Source organism: Steroidobacteraceae bacterium (assembly GCA_041395505.1).
Taxonomy (GTDB): domain Bacteria; phylum Pseudomonadota; class Gammaproteobacteria; order Steroidobacterales; family Steroidobacteraceae; genus JAWLAG01.
In genome coordinates, this window is sequence record JAWLAG010000002.1 from 512,149 (window position 1) to 532,922 (window position 20,774).

At 56.7% G+C, this 20,774-nt stretch carries 18 protein-coding genes; 6 read left to right on the top strand and 12 right to left on the bottom strand.

The features are described 5' to 3' along the window. Nucleotides 1-4 precede the first annotated feature (4 nt). The 3 genes from R3E77_15040 to R3E77_15050 are packed head-to-tail and all read right to left on the bottom strand — an operon-like array spanning nucleotide 5 to nucleotide 4,204. Complete coding sequence (locus tag R3E77_15040; protein MEZ5500727.1) at nucleotides 5-1,612, bottom strand: MraY family glycosyltransferase; 1,608 nt, start codon at nucleotides 1,610-1,612, stop codon at nucleotides 5-7. Nucleotides 1,613-1,615: 3 nt separating this feature from the next. Continuing rightward, a complete protein-coding gene (gene xrtD, locus R3E77_15045; GenBank protein ID MEZ5500728.1) occupies nucleotides 1,616-3,229 on the bottom strand; it encodes a VPLPA-CTERM-specific exosortase XrtD in 1,614 nt (537 codons plus the stop codon). Nucleotides 3,230-3,253: 24 nt separating this feature from the next. Next, a complete protein-coding gene (locus tag R3E77_15050; protein MEZ5500729.1) occupies nucleotides 3,254-4,204 on the bottom strand; it encodes a WecB/TagA/CpsF family glycosyltransferase in 951 nt (316 codons plus the stop codon). A gap of 19 nt (nucleotides 4,205-4,223) precedes the next feature. On the opposite strand from R3E77_15050, the gene R3E77_15055 reads away from it, so the two are divergent. After that, complete coding sequence (locus tag R3E77_15055) at nucleotides 4,224-5,414, top strand: glycosyltransferase (protein MEZ5500730.1); 1,191 nt, start codon at nucleotides 4,224-4,226, stop codon at nucleotides 5,412-5,414. Here the strand turns inward: R3E77_15055 and R3E77_15060 are convergent. Then, nucleotides 5,382-5,666 carry a hypothetical protein gene (locus R3E77_15060; protein ID MEZ5500731.1) on the bottom strand — a complete coding sequence of 95 codons (285 nt, stop codon included), beginning with the start codon at nucleotides 5,664-5,666 and terminating at the stop codon, nucleotides 5,382-5,384. The genes R3E77_15055 and R3E77_15060 overlap by 33 nt on opposite strands. Nucleotides 5,667-5,717: 51 nt before the next feature. On the opposite strand from R3E77_15060, the gene R3E77_15065 reads away from it, so the two are divergent. Next, nucleotides 5,718-5,975, top strand: a complete 258-nt coding sequence (locus R3E77_15065) for a hypothetical protein (protein MEZ5500732.1) — start codon at nucleotides 5,718-5,720, stop codon at nucleotides 5,973-5,975. Nucleotides 5,976-6,079: 104 nt separating this feature from the next. Here R3E77_15065 and R3E77_15070 read toward each other — a convergent pair whose 3' ends face one another. After that, on the bottom strand, nucleotides 6,080-7,285 hold the full coding sequence (locus R3E77_15070; protein MEZ5500733.1) for a glycosyltransferase family 4 protein: 1,206 nt from the start codon (nucleotides 7,283-7,285) through the stop codon (nucleotides 6,080-6,082). Between the two features lie 445 nt (nucleotides 7,286-7,730). Between R3E77_15070 and R3E77_15075 the strand changes: the two genes are divergently transcribed. From R3E77_15075 to R3E77_15090, 4 genes are all read left to right on the top strand, one after another. After that, nucleotides 7,731-9,194, top strand: a complete 1,464-nt coding sequence (locus R3E77_15075) for a family 10 glycosylhydrolase (protein MEZ5500734.1) — start codon at nucleotides 7,731-7,733, stop codon at nucleotides 9,192-9,194. Further along, entirely contained in the window at nucleotides 9,191-10,342 is a 1,152-nt protein-coding gene (locus R3E77_15080) for a glycosyltransferase family 4 protein (protein ID MEZ5500735.1), read from the top strand. Before R3E77_15075 ends, R3E77_15080 begins: the two co-directional genes overlap by 4 nt. 34 nt (nucleotides 10,343-10,376) lie before the next feature. Beyond that, nucleotides 10,377-11,867 (top strand): hypothetical protein, encoded by a 1,491-nt coding sequence (locus tag R3E77_15085; protein ID MEZ5500736.1) that lies wholly within the window; start codon nucleotides 10,377-10,379, stop codon nucleotides 11,865-11,867. Between the two features lie 83 nt (nucleotides 11,868-11,950). Then, nucleotides 11,951-13,000 (top strand): glycosyltransferase family 4 protein, encoded by a 1,050-nt coding sequence (locus tag R3E77_15090; GenBank protein MEZ5500737.1) that lies wholly within the window; start codon nucleotides 11,951-11,953, stop codon nucleotides 12,998-13,000. A 41-nt stretch (nucleotides 13,001-13,041) separates the two neighbouring features. Here the strand turns inward: R3E77_15090 and R3E77_15095 are convergent, their stop codons facing one another. The 7 genes from R3E77_15095 to R3E77_15125 form a co-directional block, all read right to left on the bottom strand. Beyond that, on the bottom strand, nucleotides 13,042-13,806 hold the full coding sequence (locus R3E77_15095; GenBank protein ID MEZ5500738.1) for a methyltransferase domain-containing protein: 765 nt from the start codon (nucleotides 13,804-13,806) through the stop codon (nucleotides 13,042-13,044). Between the two features lie 12 nt (nucleotides 13,807-13,818). Next, on the bottom strand, nucleotides 13,819-15,135 hold the full coding sequence (locus tag R3E77_15100; GenBank protein ID MEZ5500739.1) for a hypothetical protein: 1,317 nt from the start codon (nucleotides 15,133-15,135) through the stop codon (nucleotides 13,819-13,821). Nucleotides 15,136-15,229: 94 nt separating this feature from the next. Beyond that, on the bottom strand, nucleotides 15,230-16,228 hold the full coding sequence (locus R3E77_15105; GenBank protein MEZ5500740.1) for a TIGR03790 family protein: 999 nt from the start codon (nucleotides 16,226-16,228) through the stop codon (nucleotides 15,230-15,232). A gap of 29 nt (nucleotides 16,229-16,257) precedes the next feature. Continuing rightward, complete coding sequence (locus R3E77_15110; GenBank protein MEZ5500741.1) at nucleotides 16,258-17,019, bottom strand: AAA family ATPase; 762 nt, start codon at nucleotides 17,017-17,019, stop codon at nucleotides 16,258-16,260. 107 nt (nucleotides 17,020-17,126) lie between these two features. Then, nucleotides 17,127-18,038, bottom strand: a complete 912-nt coding sequence (locus R3E77_15115; protein MEZ5500742.1) for a CpsD/CapB family tyrosine-protein kinase — start codon at nucleotides 18,036-18,038, stop codon at nucleotides 17,127-17,129. After that, entirely contained in the window at nucleotides 17,962-19,710 is a 1,749-nt protein-coding gene (locus R3E77_15120; protein ID MEZ5500743.1) for a Wzz/FepE/Etk N-terminal domain-containing protein, read from the bottom strand. The genes R3E77_15115 and R3E77_15120 overlap by 77 nt, the downstream gene beginning before the upstream one ends. Continuing rightward, nucleotides 19,707-20,699 carry a hypothetical protein gene (locus R3E77_15125; protein ID MEZ5500744.1) on the bottom strand — a complete coding sequence of 331 codons (993 nt, stop codon included), beginning with the start codon at nucleotides 20,697-20,699 and terminating at the stop codon, nucleotides 19,707-19,709. The genes R3E77_15120 and R3E77_15125 overlap by 4 nt, the downstream gene beginning before the upstream one ends. Between the last annotated feature and the right edge of the window lie 75 nt (nucleotides 20,700-20,774).

The window sequence follows — 20,774 nt, forward strand, 5'->3', positions numbered from 1 at the left end:
CAGGCTAAAACGCCCGCGCCAATACCGTAATCGCGGCAATTGCAATGCCGCTGCTCCACAAAACGACCGGCACTTGGTGGCGTAACAGCTCGATTGCATAAAAGCAGACGATTGCCTTCGCTAGTCCGGTCGTTATTGTGTTTGGCAAGGCAACAAATCCAGGCAGGCTTGGGACAACCAGCGCAAGGAAAATAACAAGGAAGTCCAGCGCATTGAGCTCGAAGCTTGTCGACAAATGCAACCGAATCGCCGTTACGGTTGCGATCGACATTAACGAAAAACATATGAGCATTTGAGGCGAAGTCGGCGAGTATCGGCCGAAGCCGAGCTGGTCAATGTAGATTGTGAGTGCCGTTAGCAGGTACGCCGAGATTCGCATCGACGGCAAGACAGGCGACCACTTCGACAGGGCCGGCGTAAGTAGGGCGCAGACTAGGACAATCAGTGCAAGCACACGGAAGTCTGTCGGGAGCGAGCGTGGTGCCGTGGTCGTCGTCAAAATGTACCCGGCGACCAACACGATCAGCGCACCACGAAGCAGGTATCTCTTTCCCGAATAAATTGCGTCGTTTCCGGGTGGGCCGGGCTCGGATGGATTCGCGGCTCTCGTCGGTCTCGCCACCCGCAGGCGTTGCTCCAAGGTGGCAGTACAAGCGATCGCAAGGATTGCGAAAGTCCCCACAATTGCCAGGTCCGATTCGAAGCGCAATAGATACACCAACAAGAACATCGCTGCCTGGCAGGCATAGATCGCCGCGACCGCCTGCGTTTGCGTAAGTCCGGCGCGAATCAGGCGATGGTGCAGATGCTCGCGATCTGCCGCAAATGGTGATTGCCCGCGCGCCAGGCGCAGGCTGATGACCCAGATCGTGTCGATTATTGGCCAACCCAGAATCAGCAACGGCAATGCCGCGCTAAATGGTGATGGCGATTGCGTGGCGACAATGGAGAATACCGCGACGGAAAAGCCGAGAAACTGGCTTCCACAATCTCCCATGAAAATTTTTGCGGGATGAGTATTGAATCGGAGGAAACCAGCCAATGCACCCAGCAGGGCGCAAGATGCCAATACGACAAACGGCGTATCGGCGAAAAACCCCAGCAAGCCGATGGCAGACACGATCACAAGGCCCAAGCCGCCGGCCAGCCCGTCTAGACCGTCACTCATGTTCATGGCATTGGTAGCGCCGACGATGAAAATCATTGTCAATGGGTATGCGATCAATCCGGGTAACGTCATTCGCTCAATATGTGTTACCGACCCAATCAACAGGCCGCCACCGGTCATGACGACGGTCGCCGCGAGTAGTTGCCCTACCAGTTTGACCAGGTAGTTTGCCCCGCGCAGATCGTCCCAAAGTCCGAAAATCAACAGGATCGAACTACCTGCCAAATAGGCGAGGAGAAAATGGCTTTCTTCCGTCAAAAGCAGAGTCGTTACGATGACGGAGAATACGATCGCGATGCCACCTATTCGTGGCACAGGGACATGATGTGCCTTGCGCGGCCCGGGAAGATCGACGAGTCCTGCTCGCAATGCAAGCAGCGTCAGTAACGGGACGCTCGCAAGCGTTAACCCGAATGCAAGAATCAAAGCCGCCGCGATCTGCAATTGTTAGCCCGGAATATAGGACGAGAGTTCAGGTATTACGCGCGCGGCGAAACTTCCGAGCAGAGCGTCGACGTCGGCGATTGACTGATTAGCGCGAACCGGCGCGGTAAGACGTACCAGAGCGCCATCGGTTCTCTTGCGAGTAAGCGCGTCCCAGAAAATGTACCACTTAACGAGATATTCGTTAGTCAAGTGCCTGCCGCGCTGTTCGAACCAGTAGTAAACTACTTGTCGTTGCAATCCCAGCTCGATCACCACGCGATTGACTCTACGCGACGCACTGCTGCTACCGGCGGTCAAGCTCACCTCGTCGAGGGAAACAATGCGCCAGCCACCACCTGGAATACAGGATCGCGGTGAGTGTGCCGAATGGCCCGAACGCTGTGAGTCGTAATAGGCGACATAGAAGTTGATGGGACCTTGCGTGCCATCTGTGTAGTTCGCCATTACGTAGTCGTCCAGCTGCAAGACCTCCATATATTGTTCCGCGATGGGCTCACGTTGTCCGCTCCACGGTCCGGCAATTAGTGGCCATTCCGACAGATGGGCTCGTTGCGGCAGCTCGTCCCGGCGCTCCGGTAGAAGGATCGTCGTTCCCGCGACCAGCACCAACAGTCCAGCGGCAGTGCCAAGTGCTAGAGGCAATCCGCCCACCAACACCCTCGATGCCTGCTCACTTGTTGCGCCATTCGATTCCGCGGTGACACGGCCGCGAACATGCAAACCGAAAATCTCGCGCCAGGGCGCTCGATCCGGTCCTATCCCGCTCAACAGGACAACGAGCCCCCACAGCAAAGCTGCGCTGAGCATGAACATTGCCCAGCCCTGCGCCTCGTGGAACAGACCTTCCGCCATTTTGAGACCCCAGCGTTCGACCAGCATACCGATAGTCGCGACGCGCAGCCCGTTCATAGCAATAGCAAGCGGAACGCTCGCTAGAAATACCGTGGCTCGCTTCCAAAAGCTCGCATGAAAGAAATAGGCCATCAGGAAACCGATCGTCAGCAGCGGAAACACATAGCGAAGACCGTCGCATGCCTCAGCGACCTGCAGCTTATGGCTGCCGAGATCGATGACGTTACCCTCGACGTACACGCTCATACCCACTGAGCGCATAAGCTGCGCACCAAGCGAGGATGACCATAACTGCATGCCGCCTGAGAGCGAATTCAGCAAGAAGTTCGGCAATGGGACGGCAAGTAGCAACAGTGCGAACGCGATCCAAACACGCCGTGCCGCTGCATTACCAACCCAGATCAACAACAAACCACACACGATCAGTGCAACGCCATACTGGGAGATACTGAAAAGCGTGGAAAAATTTCCCAGCAATCCCAACAGGACGCCGAGTCCGAGAATGGCAAAACCGCTCCACGAACCGACCGGCACCGAATCGAGTAACGGACGTTCACGAAATAGCAACAGGCCGGCCAAGAGCGGAAGCAACATGCCGTGGCTGTACTCGGGTCGATTGAGCCAAGTCGCGGCGAGCTCTGCCAAAGCGGATCTTTGCCACCAGGCGCAAGCTGCTAGTGCAATGATCGTTGCCCAAACGGGCGTGAGCGGCGTCTGGCCTGATCGACCGATCGACACCATTCGGCTGGTCGTCGTGTTCACTCGACCAAAGTTACGCAGTCTGTCTTACAACTGTGTGTCAGACGCAGTGTCGGAAGATGACCCGAGCAAAGTTTCGCGGACCATGATGCTGAGGAAAAGTGGACCGGACACGATGCTTCGCCGCCAAAGCCGCCGTGGCTCCTTGACTAGGCGGAACAACCACTCGAAGCCCATTTCGCAAATCCACTTAGGTGCGCGGACAATGGTCTGCGCATAGTAGTCGAACACCGCGCCAATCGATGCGATCACCGGCACGCCCAATTTGGCCGCATTGCGCGCCACCCATTTTTCCTGCTTGGGTGCGGTCATACCCACCCACAGGACGTCCGGGCTGGCTGCACGGACTTGCTCGACAAAGTGCCGATCCAGATCGTCAGACCATCGGCCATAGGGCGGCGAACAGGTTCCGACAATTTGTACGCAGGGATAGTCCTGGGCCACGCGACTTCGAATGCGTGCCAATACCGTGTCTGTTGAACCGAAGAAAAATACCGTGCCACCGCCGCACCGATTAAGACTGCCCATAACGGCTTCGAAGTAGTCGCTACCGGTGACCCGCGGACCAAAGCTTCGTCCGAGTAGGCGACCGATAATCGCCAAGCCAACACCGTCCACGACAACAGCATTGGCACTTCTGAGTGCCGCGAGAAAGCCCGAGTCGTGCCGCGCGGCCGCCAACGAATGAGGATTTGCGCAAGCGAATACGAATTGCTTCCTATCCGCAATCGCTTCCAGACTTGCCGACACCAGGTCCCTCGACGTCGCTCGGCTGATTCTAATGCCGAGTACCTCGCTTCCTGGGCAAGCCGCCGGTAACGGCGCGTCTATTCGCACCACTGTGCTCATGAACCCAAAGTTAGGCAAATAATGTGACGGCAGTCTTGCTATTCCATGAACGAACGTCGTATGACAATTGAACGACAAATGAAATGCATCGCAACGCACCTGAAATATCTCGCGGATAGCATTGAGCATTTCTATTGGCACACGGCCGATGCGAATTCTGGTTGCTCATAATTACTACCGCAGCAGCAGTCCCAGCGGTGAGGACCGTGTATTCGAACAGGAGCGGCAGCTTCTGCAGGATGGGGGTCACGTCGTGCACAGCGTCGTCAGGCGCAACGATGCCATATCCGACAGCGCTAGAGATCGACTTGGTGCGGCGCTAGCGGCATTCTGGTCAACCGAGAGTTACAAAGAAGTGCGCGATGCGATAGATCGCTTTCGTCCGGATGTCATGCATTGTCATAATCTGTTTCCGCAGCTATCGCCCAGCATACTCGCGGCTTGTAGCGATCGAGCAATACCGGTTGTTCAGACACTGCATAATTTCCGATTGTTATGCGCGAACGGGTTGCTGTTGAGGGCGGGTCGCATTTGTGAATCCTGCGTCGGGCGCTCGATGCTCAGCGGTATTCGCCACGCTTGCTACCGACATTCGCGCTACGCGAGCGCCGCGGTTGCACTGTCAGTATCAGCTCACCGCTTGCTCGGGCTACATTCGGACCGGGTTCAAAAATTTATCGTGCTCACTGAATTTGCGCTGACCAGGTTTCTGGCGGCTGGGTTACCGCCAGAGAAGTTTGCCGTGCGACCAAATTGGGTCCCCGATCCAGGACGACCTCAAACTTCGAGTCAGGAACATTTCCTTTTCGTCGGGCGATTGTCAGCTGAAAAAGGCTTGCGCACTCTATTGGCGGCATGGCGACTGCTTCCGGGGCAGCAGTTGGTAATCATCGGGGATGGTCCTTTGCGCCAAGAACTCGAGGAGCTCGCAACCCAACTAGGGCCCCATGTACAGTTTCGCGGAACCCAGCCGCCCAATCGGGTGACCGAAGCAATGCGGCAAGCCCGTGCATTGGTTGTCCCATCCGAATGTTACGAGGGACTGCCTCTCGTCATTCCCGAAGCCTACGCCAGCGGCGTGCCCGTGATCGCTGCACGCCATGGGGCGATGGCATCGATCGTCAAGGAACCAACCAATGGCCAGACTTTCGAACCGGGCTCGCCGGAGAGCCTTGCGGATGCAGTTCGGCGTATGGTCGGCACATCGCAATACCTGTCGGCGATCGCGCAAAATAATCGTAAGGCCTACGAGGACAGCTTCTCTCCACCGGCCGCGCTCCGGAGCCTTACTCGAATATACCAGGACCTATTGACCGAGCACCGCCTCGCCTGCAGGTAGCAACTGCGGGAATTCTGGATTTCGCTCGCGCAGAATGTCGGCGAGCTGGAGAACGAGAACGTAATATTCCTGATCCAGCATCACAAATTCGTACCAGTATTCGAATTGCGCGGTCGGTACTGCGCAATGGCGGCTGACCAGAAAGCGTCCCAGCGACGCGTCGCGGGAAGCTGCCAATTTGCGCATGTTCGCAACTAGACTTCCAATCTCGTCAAGTAACCTGGCTGGAATTCTGCGAGTTGCGACGACCACGGCTAACCTCCGGACTTGCTGTTACCCGATATCAGGTACCCGCGAACTTCGGTGCAGTTCGATCTGGATCGTGGATTCCGCCAGCTCAGCTGCGGCTTCACAGTAATCCCGCCAGAGTTGCCGCTGCTGATCCAGAGCGACGTCACGATTGACATCCAGTCGACGGTGGGCACCATCATGGCGTACGCGCGCCGCGCGCTGCCTACGTTCCAGCTCGAGAAGGACGCTCCAGAAATTCGACTCGTCATTGGCTGGTCGGCTGTGATCGTCATTGCGCAACGCGCTCCGAGTTCCCTGGTTTGCATTTGACTCAAGAGCCACGTGATACCCCTTCGGAAAACCATTATCGCGCCGCAATTCGCGTCCAAGTTCGGGTTAGGATGCCGGGACAAGTTGACATGCATATTGCAATGTCAACGAAAACCCGTACTGGCTTTACCTATGGCGGCCGCACCTCGATGCGCCATGATGACCGGCTGTGCGATGCGATGTAGGAAAGCATGCAGATTTGCGGCGACAATATCGCCCGAATACCGATCCGCGTAAATCCGTCGTGACGCTGCAGCCATGCGAGCGTAGCGGTCTGGATCGTCCAACGTACCGAGCACAATATCGGCGGCCATGCTGGCATCTTCGAGCGGAATAAAACGGCCATTAATACCATCGTTTAACATCTCAGGAATTCCACCTACCTGCGGCGCAAAAATTGGCAGTCCGACCGCCATCGCCTCAATAATTGACAGTGGCAGATTTTCCAGCGTTGCCGAGTGAATATAGGCCCGACTGACACGCAGGTGCTGCACAGCATCCTTCCTAAATCCGAGGAGTCTCACGCTATCGGAAACATTCAGTGAGACAGCAAGCTGCTGCAAACGCGCCATTTCCGGGCCGTCGCCTATGATAGCCAGCGAAATGTTGCGGCCGTTTCTTCGTAACTGTGCAACAATTTCAATCAGATATGCCTGATTCTTGCGCGGCTCCAGTGTACCGATTGAGACGAGGTCAAATTTGCTGACCGGGGCTCGACCCGCCATGCCAGAGGCGACGAAGTTCGGGACCAGAGCATGGGGTACTGCCTGTACGGCCGGGATTGTGCTCCGAATGGTCTCGTACATGAATTTCGACACATATACGATGGCATCAACCGACGGCAGTACGCGTGCTTCGAACAGCCGAATGCGTCGATATAGCCAATCGCCATCGCGTATCATGCCTTTGTCCCGCCATTCATCTGCCTGGGAGATATTGAAATGGACGGTGAGCACGATCTTTTGCTCCAATGATCGTCGCGCGCGACGCGCAATTTCGGCAGAGACAGGGCATTGCGCGCAAATAATCAATGGGGCACCAATGGGCAACTTGCGTCGTATCGCAAAGCGCAGCGCGCGCCCATGCCAGAATCGGTACCACCAAACAGCCGCTGCTGGCGAGATCGGCGCCAGTAGTATCCGCAGTACCATGAACGGGTAGAAAAGCAGCTTGGGTGCCGAGAAAGGCGTCACTATCTCGCATGGCACGCCCTGCCCGCGCAAGTAGGTACGCACCTGCTGCATATGCGACTGCACGCCGGTTGGGCCGTATTGCCGCAACAGGCTGACCACGAGCACATTGATTGCCACGGCGCTCCTTACGTCACCTGATCGTCATGAGGTTCGTACATTATTGCCATACATTCGTTGCGCAACATTGCAGTTTTGTTGCGCGGCGGGCATTGCCTGGAAATGACAGACCATGCGAATTTGTCGGGTTGCCCCGTCGGCGTTCTTCGTCTGGTTGAGCTTTGCTGCCACATGTTGCGCGGCAGCTCACGTCTCACCTGCCGTTTATATTGATTGGGCAGCAAAAGCGCCTTCCAAAGTCCAAGCTCCGCTTACAGCGGGCCGACCGATGGTGCAACCCCAACTTCGGCCCACCATCAGGCTGCAGCCTGACTCAACGCCCACCGCTGGCAGCGGTACGGTAATTCTATGGATCCGACCGGATTGGCCGATGCCACGACGCAGCGCGGCTCCGTTTCTGACGGCGCGCTGGTCGCACCCTCCTGGCAATTATTTTGCAGCGTCAATGGGTTGGTGGGAGCCTACTGGCCTAGGGCAGCTTTACTTAATCATTTCCAACCAAGAGCATGCATTCTGCTCCGGTCCCGCGGAGCTCCAACCAGCTCATTGGTATCAACTGGTCTTCAGCTGGCAAGGCGGCGACAAGGGCCGTTGCCTCATCTTCGTCAATGGTGAACAGATTGCCGACGCTCCACTGCGTCTGGTCGGCGACTATGGGTTGGATGGCGACGTATTTCTCGCCAGCGATCGGGGGTCGACTGATCGTCGGCCGAGGGAATCGCGCATGAAAATCTCGGCTGTCAAGTGGCTTGCCGCGACGCTCGATGAAACAGACGTCCTTGCTGACCTGGCGCGCACACTGGGAGGCGTCCCGCAATCAAAAGAGTATCGTCATCGTTGGCTTCTGGACAAAGGCACTGGTGCACCTGTGTCCCGTCCGATGGGTAATCGCGTACTTTTCGAAGAAGGCCTCGACTGGTCATATTCAACAGCGGCCGCCGATTCTTTGGTGGACCGCGCTGCCCGCGCAGGATTCAACGTTCTTATTCCCTGCGTCTGGCATGGCGCTGGCACGAGCTACCCCTCGACACGAGCACCGCGCGCCCTTCTGCGGCCGACTGACCCGGACGTCGATGTGCTTGCATACCTGATCACTTTGGCGCACCAGCGAGGCATTGAGGTTCATCCCTGGATTACAGTTGCCAGACGTGACCGTGACTTCCTTGACGAATACAGCCCGAAAGGCACGCCGCCCGGTGCCTTCAATCTGCAGGATCCGGGTTTTCGCGAATTGATCGTTGGTTTGGTTGAAGAACTCCTGAGCAGCTATTCCGTTGATGGGCTCAATCTCGACTACGTGCGCACCATGGGCTTTTGTACGACCGCGAAATGCCAGCAGGAATATGCCAAAGTTAATGGCCGCGAATTGCTGATCGATATCGCCACACGGGGCAGCGATGCAACGGCCGCTGCGGCGCTTCGGCAATGGCAAGACTCTGCGGTCGGCGATTTGATTCGCCATGTTGCCGCGCGACGAGACGCATTACGCCCGTCTGCCGTTATTAGCGTCGATGGCCATATACATCGCCGAGGTGAAGTGTATGCCGCCGACGGGCGAAACGAAATCGCCTGGCTCGATGCTGGTCTGGTCGATACCGTGTTTGACATGAACTATTCGGCGCTGGTCGACGAGGAGCGGCTGCGCAGTCTCATGAAGGAGTTTCCGTCGCCGCGCATCATTCCGCTGTTTGCCAACTACGATCGTATTGAAGGGACCGCAACCTCGCGCAGCGGTCCTGTCGTCAATGCCTTGGCCTATCTGGCGCAGGGTTTACCCGGCAATCGGTCGGTCGCGTTCTACCTGAGCAATATGCTCACGACCGAACAGGCGAATTCTTTGCGAAACGGCGCGTTCGCTACGTCTGCCCCCGCGGCTTGGCGGCTGGAGCGAAGTGGACTAACACCATGACGAGTATTCTGCACATTACGGGAGGGCTCACGCTTGTTGGGGGAACGCCGCGTAAACTCCTCTACCTCGCACAAGCGAGTGACCGAACGCTCCTGCGCAACCATATCCTGTGTACCGCGACCGACGAAATTGCGCGCGAATTTGCGACAGCGGGCGTGGAAACTACCTGTACAAGGGGGGACCCGTTACATCTGACGGCGACCGCCTTGCGCTTGACGAGAGCGCGGACATTCGACGTAATAGCTACGCACTTCAATCTGGCTCTCGGCTGCGGGGCCCTAGTAGCGCGAATAAAGGGTCTGCCATGGGTACATCATGAGCATGGGCCCTACGACGCCCACAGGCCGGCAGGTACTGCGCGAGCCTGGGCGGGAGAACAAATTAAGAAGCGTGCATTGCGCCATGCCGACGGCGTCATTGCAAACTCGAACTACACAGCTCGAACTGTCGTCTCGGGTGTTGGAGTCGACGAGAACCGCATACACGTGGTTCACTGCCCGGTCGTAGCGAGATCCCAAGGCACGAGAAGAGTCAATGAGCCCAATCGCACCGCTAACAATCGTCCGCTGGTTGTCGGGCACGTAGGTGGGCTGATTGCGGCGCGCGATCAGCGTACCGCAATTCTTGCACTCGCCGAGGTCCGGCGCCAAATCGATGCGAAGTTGCTTATCGTTGGCGACGGACCATTACGCAACCATCTAGAGCGCTATTCAGTTGAATGCGGTGTAGCCGACCATGTCAACTTCGCGGGTTACCGAACCGATCTCGGAGAATTCTTCAACGCCATCGATCTTTACGTAAATCCGGCAGTAAGCGAAGGATTCGGGATTGCAAACGTCGAGGCGATGCTTGCCGGCGTTCCCGTACTGCTTGCCAACGCAGGTGCTCACGCCGAGTTGATTCGTGATCGTGAAACAGGCGTACTCTTTGAGCCCGGAAATGCGATGCAACTTGCGGGTGCCATAGTTGACCTGGCACTGCATCCAGTGCTGCGCGCTACGATCGGCGATTCCGGCAAGGATCATGCCGGTCTGTCCTTCAGCCCTCAAAAATTCTCGGACAACTATTTTCAGGCTATAAACGCGATCCTCAACGATTCGGCTGACATCGAGCTCAAACGCATGACACGGCGCGCTGTGTCCGGCTGAATTTCGGGAAGATCAGGACGTGTCCGGGAGTGACATGGAAACGATCAGCCGCCGGCTGATGCTCGCCACGTCGACGAGCATACTCCGACTTGCGCTCGCAGTACCAGTGTACTTGTTGTTGACTCCATTCGTCCTGGACCGGCTCGGCAAAGAGCAATTTGGGGTCTGGTCATTCGCGACGGTCATAGGCTCTCTGATCAATCTTTCTGATCTGGGTTTCAAGAACAGTCTGGTGTTTCATATCGCGCGCACCACGGAACGCGCTGGAAGCACCCGGTCGCTGGTGATCGCCGGAACTAGAATGTACGCCATGTCACTCGCGGTACTGCTCGGCACGATTTGGTGGTTTCGGAATTCATTGCTCGGACTTTTCGCCGTACCCGTTGCGTTGCGTGCTGACGGGGAATTCGTAATAGCGGCGGCATTGGTCGCGTTCGCGTTGCGTCTTCTCAGCATGCCGCTACAGGCCTGTATCGAAGCACATGAAAATGCCTCGTACTCGAACCTCACGATGCTTGGCTGGTTACTGGCGAACACTTTGTTGACCGTTGTCGGTCTGGCATTTGCACCTACACTCTACACGATGGGCATCGTCAGCGTTATAGGCAATCTGCTGGTCGTGATCGCCTTGTATGCGCGTTCGCGTCGCTACCTGAGTTCGGACGGAGCTGACACCGCGGTCGTAGAGCGCGTTCCCTATCGATCGTTAGTCAGCTATTCCGGGTTTGCATACGCCGCAACCGTTTGCGTCATGTTACGGGAACCCTTGTACAAGACATTTCTCGCACAGGGCGCAGGGATGTCTGTTGTCGCCGATTTCGAAGTCTCCTACCGACTTGCATTGCAGCTCGTCTCGTTCTTCGCTAGCCCCATAGCCGGCGCGTTTGCCGCTATCGCTCTGCTGGCGGATCGGTCACATGAGATCGAGAAGCTTGTCAATCCACTAATTGGCGCGATGGCGCTTGGTCTATCGCTGGCTTGCGGTTTCTTGTTCTACTTTGCGCAGCCACTTATCACCTGGTGGCTCGGTAGTAATGCCGGTTCTGCGGGACACCTTGTGCCACTGCTGTTCGCAGCACTCGCTATTTATTATTCGACCGAGCTTGTATACAAAACGATTGAGGCCTCAGGTAAGCCTTGGTTCACGGCGGTCAATCAGTGTTTCGCGCTATTGGTCACCGCGCTGATTCTGTTCGCTTCTCGAAGCGAAGTCGGCGCACGGGGCGTAGTTTGGGCTGCGCTGTGCGGCGCGTTCGCATTCAGTATTCTGAATTTGATTGCTCTGCGTATTTTGGTGCCAACTGTCACACTGATGACCGTCAACAAATTGTTGTTGGTGTTGCTGCCCACTATGGCCGTAATTGGCCTCAAACATTGGGTGTCTATCTCCACAGAGGCCGGGGCTGCAATTTACGGTGCATACGCACTTGCGCAGATAGTTGTGGCTCAGTATAGCGGTATCATTGATTTGCGCGCGCTTATGCATCGGCTGGTTGCGCCTCAGCTGCGGAGCCCCATCTCTTGACGCATGTTACCTTCGTTACGAATGTGCTTCCGGATTACCGTGTACCGGTGTTTGCACTACTTTGCGAGGACTCCTCGTTGCGTGTGAGATTTCTCGTGTCTAGGCCGCTTCGGTATAGCAGCGCTGCCGCAGTACGAACTTTTGATGTTCAGCACAGTATTAGCCTGAACCCTTGGTTCAAGCACAGTCGCCGCAGATCCCCCGCCGAGCAATCGGATCCCGTGCCAATACCAGTCGCGCTTTTTTTGCAACTGCTTGCGGTTCGTGCCGATGTTATTGTCGCGGGCGACTGGGGTCTGCGCTCCGTTGTCGCGCTTCTCGCCGCGCGCCTGAAACGTGCAAAGTTTGTCATTTGGTCGGAAGAAACCCCAAACAGCGCCCGCGGACGATCCGAAATCCAGCATGCTATCCGGCGGTGGCTAGCGCGTCGCTGCGATGCCGTCCTGGCCTGGAGTCAGGAGGCTGTGCAATATGCGCGCGATATCGGCCTGAATCAGAACCGCATTTTCCGTAGCTATCAGACCTGTGACAATGACTATTGGCTCAGTGCCAGCAAAACTCTGGACCGTGGCTCGCTACGTATTGCGCTTGCGGTGCGCGGTACCGTCTTCCTGGTCGTTGGTCGGTTGCTCAAGCTCAAAGGTATACATCTGTTACTGGACGCCTGGGCGGATCTGGATGCAAGCCGACAGCGGCAAGCCACATTGCTGATCGTCGGTGATGGCCCCGAAGCAGGCGCGCTATTACATCAGTCGCTACGGCTCGGCCTCAGAAACGTACGATTTCTCGGACACATGAGTGCCGATCGCCTCGTACAGGCCTATGTGGCGGCCGACGTGTTCGTGCTCCCGTCCCTGCTGGACGTGTGGGCGCTTGTTGTCAATGAAGCCATGTTATGCGGCTTGCCCGTGCTAGGCAGCCGTTATGCTGGTGCATGCGGCGAGATGCTCACGCACGACGGCTTGGGCCGCGTATTTGACCCGCTGGACAGGCCTGTTTTTGCAGAACTACTGAGCTTTTTCGTCGATAGCGCGAGCAGTTTCGATCGCTGCGATATTCGACGCGCCGCGGCCGTAATGAATCCAAAACTTGCCGCGCGCGGTATCAATCAAATGATCCGCGCGTTGGCGTGATTTTGCCGTATCAACGTGGCTTTGGACCCAGCCGACCAATGCTAGCTGCGTACTTCGGGAATCAACCAGCGACGTAGTCGCGTGCCAGTCGCTCGACCGATGGAATGCGGCAGTGCCCGCAATACATACGGCAGACGCTGACGGCGCGGATCATTTGCCTCCAGCCAACGACGCGGATGCACTCGCGACAGTGGTCCGTTCGCCGGGCGATGGTCCGCTAAGCCGGGCAGCTTGCCGACATGGTCGCGATCGACGAACAGGAACAGGTTTTGAGCGTAGTAGTACGCGATATCATCATCCATCCAGAGCAAGGGTCTGAAACAATCGTAGGCAACATAGTCTTGAGCGGCGAATCGCTCGGCCCAATACTCCGGCCACTGCTCATTGCAATGACCGTCGCCGCCCTGATGCGGGATTGCGGCCGAAAACATGACGACCGGTGCCAGAGAAACCAGGAACTTGAGAAAGCTGTCCGCCCGTGCCGCAGGCAGGTGCTCGGCAACCTCAAGGCTGATCGCAAGATCGAAGCGTCGACCGACATGCGGCGGATCGCTGAGGTTGACCGGAGTAAATTGCTCCGGTCGAATCAGAAGCTGCCCGCGTGGCAAATAATCGCCGTCCATACCCACCAGGTCGGAGACACCAAATTCACTGAATACGCTCAGCCACGTACCAATACCGCAACCGATATCGACCACACTTCTGGGTTGCACGAAATTCAGAGCAATCGGCACGACTCTCCGCGCGGATCGCAGCGACTCCGTGCGATATGTTTGGTAGAACCGTTCGTTATATGGAACTTTCATAGGTCTATTGCCTCACCGGATACCGGAATGTATTCGTTGATCCCGAACTCTGCCAGAGCCGGATGACGGATGCGTGTATACGAATCGCTCTGCGCTGGACAGATGGCGACGACGAATCACCTGACCATCGACAATCCCGAGCGCAATGGCCAGGGGCAGAAGCGAAAAGCTGTAAGAAAATGGTGCATGGACCGGGAGCACCATGAACCCAGTTACGATAACCGCTGCGATCGTCAGACTGCTTGCGGCAAGTTCAGGCTCAGCGGTGGCGCGCGCAATTGCAATGCAGCGCCATGCGATCAGGCAAAATGCGAGCAACAACACGAGACCGCCGAGGTAACCAAACTTTATTCGAAGATCCATGTCGCCCCGGTCAACAAAACCCAGCACGCTTCCAGCAAATGCGCTTAAGTGCAGTTTCGACATGACCGCCGCTTTGCGATAGATGAATCCATATCCCAACAGCGGTCGCTCTTGCGCAAGGGGACGTAACACCGTTGCGTAAGCCTCCCTTGCGAGCAGTGAACTTCCTGCCTTACCTGCCAATTCGGTCACCCCCGAACCAGCGAACTGCTCACTATAGTTAGAAACGACCTTGAGCCCGCCTGCCGCCAGCCCTACGAGTAGTAGGCCACCTGTGATCAATGCGGCGACTTCCATGGTAGCGCCGCTACGAATGGCTTTACTGCGCTTCGCCAGTACGGCGACCAGAGGAAATGCGACCATCGTTGCGAGGGCATAAGAGCGATAAAATGTCAACAGCACACCAGCCAGACCAACGAACAACAGCCAGAGGTAGCGTCGCCGACCCGCCAGGTACATGTAAAAGCCAAATCCCGCAGCGACCAGGATTACCGTCCAGAATGGAAAATAAACTTTCCACAATCCGTAAAAATCTGGCCGATAGGAATACGTCAGGCGCCTCAGCAGGGTCGCTCCCCCTAACTGTGCGACGAGTTCGATACAGCAATACGCAATTCCCAGTGCGATCAACGAACGCCATGCCCATGTCGAATCGCGCTCACTGCGGAAAAAGAGCGTTGCCGGGATGTACGCAAAGACCATCATGAATTCTCGCGATCCCTGTATCGCAAACCAGAGACTCGAGTCGCGCCGCGCGACCGGTAGCAAAACAGCGAGTAACCAAAGCGCAAGCAACAACGTGACGGGCCCCAGAAATTGTGCGTGACGCAATTGCGGCAGTCGCCCTAGCGACAGCAGCGTAGCGCCACCAAGAATGACCAGTACCAGCGCATGCACATCAAAAGCGTTGGCGACAGCAAGCTGCATTTGTGGCATCGTGCCCAGAAATTGCGAAATGATGAGCATCAGGAGTGCGGCCAGGCCGGCTCGCCAAAATGTTGACAGCAGCACGCTGCCGACCGCCGCGATGACAATCCAAACAACGACTGAATCCATGGTTCTAGTTCCGCGCGTACGGTCTGGCCATCGGCTCGCCGACAAACAGACCTTGTGCCGGCATCGCGACGCTCTTCCAATAAGCCAAGATCAGGGGCTCACCAGCCAGATAGTGACGTATGAGAACCGGAATACTTGGGAATTTCTGCGGGTACGCACAGGGTTCGGACACTGTCCCGTAACTTGCCGTCGCCCCGCCGTCCAGCCAGCGTAATGCGCTCATTTGCGCAGTTCCGAACAGATTGCCACCGCTTGAAGTCAAATGGTCCGCGATCGCACCGGGCAGGAATCGATTGCTCGGAATGTCCGGTACGCGAATTGCGCCGCTGAAGTAGAACATGACATCCGGGCGGTTCTTTATTGATACCCCCTCGATTACGGCAACTTTCAGATTTGGCCTGGCCAGCGAGCGCGAGGGCGAGTACGTCGGCTCGCGCACCGCACGATTCCGGTCCGGTCCTTTGAGAAGATAGGCTGTACCAGTAGGTTGGCTAGCATCGGCTTGCACTCCGCGGTCGACCAAGGCGCGACCGGCGATCAAATCACTGGCTGCCAGCAACATTGACGGCCGCATGCCCAATCGATCGTAGGGCCGTGCGATATCGCTGTCGTAAAGTGGGTTGACGCGTGAAAACGTGCACCCATTCGCGCACAATTTCGGCTGGAAACCCAACGTGAACGCGGCTGTCAGCGAGTTGCACTCAACCCGAAACGGGCGGCTCCAGGCGAACAGTACGAACTGCACTGCTAGGGGCAAATTCTTTGTGAGCTGCGCATCCAGACGGGAAAATTCCTGCGCCGTCAACGAATCCTTGCCAGTCGGCAAGTCGACCGCGACCAGGTTGCGCGCTGGAATCCTGCGTCGCTGCCTGTAGTAATGGGCTATCGCCACACTTTCGTGGTCGCTGCGGTTGTACACCACCGCCAGCGCGTTACCGGCGCTCGCCCGCGTGTTTGCATACGACACCGTTTGCAGGCAGGGGAGCAGTGCCAGCAGAATCAATGAAGCGTGTCGTGTATGAGATTCCGCTGTCACGCGCGTAACTGAGATATGGCAGGCTTGACGACAGCGGGGCCCGGCAGCATACCGCCGGCGGATCTGTCACGCAGTGCTTCCTGCATGGTCTCGATGCCGATGCTCGTGATGCCATCTGCCATTCCATACACCAGCGCTAGATCGCACAGCATGTTGATCAGCCGTGGAATGCCGCCAACTCTCTCGTACGCAACCAGGATCGCATCTCTGGATATGAAATGATCGGATCCACCGGCGATCTGCAGGCGATGCCGCACGTAGTCCACTGTTTCTTCCGCGCTCAACGCACTGATGTGATAGTCGACTGATATACGTTGTGCAAATTGTCGCAACCTCGCGCGCTGAAGCAATGTGCGCAATTCCGGCTGGCCGACCAGAAAAGTCTGCAGGACCAGGTGTTTGTCCGCGTTAATATTCGACAGGATCCGCAACTCCTCGAGACCGCGGCCGCCAAGATTTTGTGCCTCGTCAACAACAAGCACGACGCGCTTGCCACCGGCATATTGGGAGACCAAGTAGTCGTTGAAACGACTGTGCGAATCCGCCGCACTGGCATCTTGCGTATCGATATCGCAAGCAGCGCAAACCCATTGAAGCAAATTGCGACGCACTTGGCGCGAGGCATTGACCAATGCAACACGGATCGTATCGTTGTATTGATCAAGAAGCTGTCTCACGAGTATCGTCTTGCCGCTGCCTACTTCCCCCGTGATCAGCGCAAATCCCAGGCCGGACTGAATGGCATATTCGAGGACCATGTACGCCGAACTATGTTGACGGCTGCGAAAAAGGAAAGCCGGATCAGGATTCAGCCGGAAAGGGTGCTCGCGAAAGCCATAATACGCAAGGTACACGTTGAATTTTCTCAGTAGACGATTTGTTGACGTTCGGATGCCCGGTTGAGTACGGTTCCAATGATCTTCACATTGGCCAAGGTGGCGTCAAGCCGACGTAGGTCCTCGCGCCTCGTGCGCCCCTCCGCCGCAACGACGATGACTGCGTCAAGCTCCGGAGCGACGGTCAACGCATCGTCCGCAGTGAGCGCCGGCGGCAGATCGATCAGGATAAATCGGTCGTCATACCTTGATTTGAGTTCGTGCAACAGTGATCGCGCGCGTTGATCCGCCAGAACTTCTGAAGTTGCAGCCATCGGGTTGAACGCGGGCAGAATCGCCAATCGGTTCACACCGTACAGTCGACAAAACAGCTCGGCAAGATCTGCAGATCCATGCAGGTAGGCTTCAACGCCCTTGCGAGGCGGAATGCCCAGCACTGTCGCTACAGATGGTCGGCGCAGATCGAGGTCCACGAGAAGCACGGTTTGGTTGGGTTCCGCAGCCATCGCCAAAGCAAGATTGACTGCCGTCAGCGTCTTGCCTTCACCGGGCATGGTACCGACGATGCCAATCAGTCGCAGGTCCTCTGCACGTGCGCGCTGCAGCACCTGCGTTCGCAGCAGGCGATACGTCTGCGCGGCAGGAGATTTTTCCTGCGGCAGCACCACCCGTTGCTCACGCAGATGCTCCGGTTTCATCGTCACCAACCAGCTTTGGGTTGTCGGCGACTGGGTCTGTGCTTGAGATGTCGAATCGACGTTGCGCGGCGCGCCACCGTCCATACTTCCTGGTATGACCTGAAGCGTGGTTCCCGCGCGTGCCATGTCCAACGCCCTCTTGAGCTTTTCCATGCCTACGCTCCCTTCAGATTCCAAACCGGCGCGCGATGACGAACCAGAGAACGTCGAGCGGTCGAAAAAGGAAATGCACCGCCACGACAATAGCCACGAGCGATGCGCTCCCTGCCATCGCCGACATCCAGATTCGCCGCCGCCCCCGTACGATCTCTGACGGTGACCGCATTACAGGCAGCGCTGCCAACACTGGCGCCGCCAAATATTCCGCGAGGTCGATGCGGCTGCGTACACTGGTGTCCAGCGACTCATGTATTGCCGCCCCAACAGCTGCAAATGCCAGGGTCAGAATTGTTCCGAGTATTAGAATGGCGAGACGATTGGGCGATACCGGCTCCTGCGGCGGAAGTGGCGGTTCGATCAATGTGAAACGTTCACCTTTTCGGTCCGATTCGAGGTTTTGCGCGAGACTTGCCTGCATTTGCTTGTCGCGTACCTCGTCGTACCGCCGACGTGCATTTTCATAGTCGCGCAAAATCTCACGATATTCGCGCTCGACATGCGGGGCCTTCTCGAGCTTGCTCTCGTAGTCGGACAATACGCCGTGCAATGTCGCCTGCTTCTTGATCAAGCTAGCCTTTTCTTCAAGTACTGCGTTGAGTTGCGCACGAACCTGAATGTAGGCAGGGTTATCGGCATCATCGATCGTTGCAGAACCACCAATTTTGCGCTGCGAGGCAAGTTCATCGAGTTGCCGCTGCACCGCCTTGACATCCGGATGATCCTCGGAGTACCGCTCTCGCAGGGCAGTCAGTTCCGCTTGCAATGCGGACCGGCGCTGTTCTTTGACCGATTGGGTCGTCGAGGCTTGTTGCGCCTCAAGACCGGAAATTTCGCGGGACAATCGGACCACGTCTGGGTGATCGCTTGCGTAACGCGCCTGCGCCTGCGTGAGGTCCGAACGGAGGATTTTCAGGCGATCCGTCGCGCTGAGCACACGCTCGCCTCCTTCAGTATACACACTCGACGACGGTTCAAGCATCGCCAATTGGGCCTCGAGATAAACCCGCTGCTGATCGAGCGAACTAATTCGCGTCTGCACATCCCGAACCTCCTGGCCGGTACGGTCAAGAACTTGGTAATTCAGCTGCGTGATTTCCGGAAGCGCGGAAACATTCTTCTCCTTGAATTCCGCAAGGCGCGACTCGAGACCAGTGATTTCGGTCGCGAGGCGGCTTGCCTCTTCTTCCAGGAAATTCGTTGTATCAGCCGCAAGGCGATTTCTTGTCGCTAGATTCTCGTTCAAATATAGCGTGGTCAGTTCATTAGCTACCTTGGAAGCCACCTGCGGCGAACGGTTCGTATAGGAGACCGAAAATGCTATGGTTGCCTGACGCGGCAAGCCGCTGCGTGGATCCACAACGTCAGCGCTGATCATCTGAAAGTCGATGTCATCGCGCATGCGTTGAATCAACCGCTCTCGACTATCGCGCTGTTGCCGATCGACATACAAATCGAATCGTTTGACGATGCCAAGCAGATTCTGGGTCGTCATCACACGCTGGCTGATGATCTGCACGCGCTCGTCGGCATAGGAAGTGACTGTTGATCGGACGAGGTCCTGTGGAATTTCCTGCTGCTCGATCAGAATCACAGCTGTGGACTGATATCGCGGTGGGATGAGAAGTACGAGAAGCAAGGTCACAACAAGTCCTGTAACCAGAGTCAGCAGTATCGGTTTGCGTCGACGGCGCACGATCGCTAGCAGATCACGAAATCCCGGTCCTTGTTCTTTTGTTGCGATCGCCAGCGTATTCATCGAGAAATCCTTTCCTGCATGGGTGTCCAGGAAAATCCAAGAGAGATCTGCCGCCCGCGCGCCACATTTGGCACGTTTTCGTAGCGTTGCTCGCGTTCATTCAGGCCGACACGGAGTGACAATTGCTCACGCAGCCTAAAGTCGACAATGGCTGTTCCAGAAAAATACTCGCGACTCACTGTCAACACGCCCGGAAACACGTCGGCAAGACGGATTGCTCGTATTCCAACGCTGGCGGTCGTGCGAGGACTAAATTGTCTGGAATAGGTGAGATCCGCTTCATCGCTTTCGTTCAATAAGCCGCGGCCTGTTGGCACAAGTGACTTTTGCAATTGAAGGCTCATCACCGCTGTCTCGGTCTCATGTTCTACGACTACTCCAAATGACTCACCATCGCTACGTCGTCCGGCAACGGACGTGCGGTTGCGGCCCACGCTGAGCCTGAAATGTGTCCGCTCGCTAACTTTGGTGTCCCACGAAACTGCCGCTTCCGCACTGTGGCTGCGCCTGTCGAAATCGAGCGGATCAACCCGCGATGCTGTAAAGGTAGATGTCACCTGGCTTCGCTCGGATGCCAACCATTGCATCGAGACGCCAAGGCGCGCGATCTCATAAGCCACCAGTGCTGTCGAGGTCTCGCCGGGATACGTAACTCGATTGTAGCTCGCGTCCACTCTTGCAGCGAATCGATCTGAAAACGCCTGTACAAGACCAAGGCGAACGCCTCGTTCTTGTCGCCTTGCACTGCGGTCTACGAACCCTGTTGAGCCGAAATCAGCAACCAGCGTGCTGTCGTTATCAATAGTGGCGCTGGCCTCGAGGCTGCGCGTCTGCCACTTTTGATTGACCTGCATGTCTATTGACCAATCGTTTTCGTCTATTTCACCGGCTTCAGTGAATCGCCGCAATTGCAGCTTAGGATTCAGAACCCAGGAACCGAGTTCGGTTCGACGCTGCAATTGATTGTCGAGAATAACGGTTGCACCCATTCGATCAGTCGCATCGAAGGCCAGACGGGGATTACTGTCGAAATCGAGTGAGGCGCGAACGGTCGTGTCCGCGGT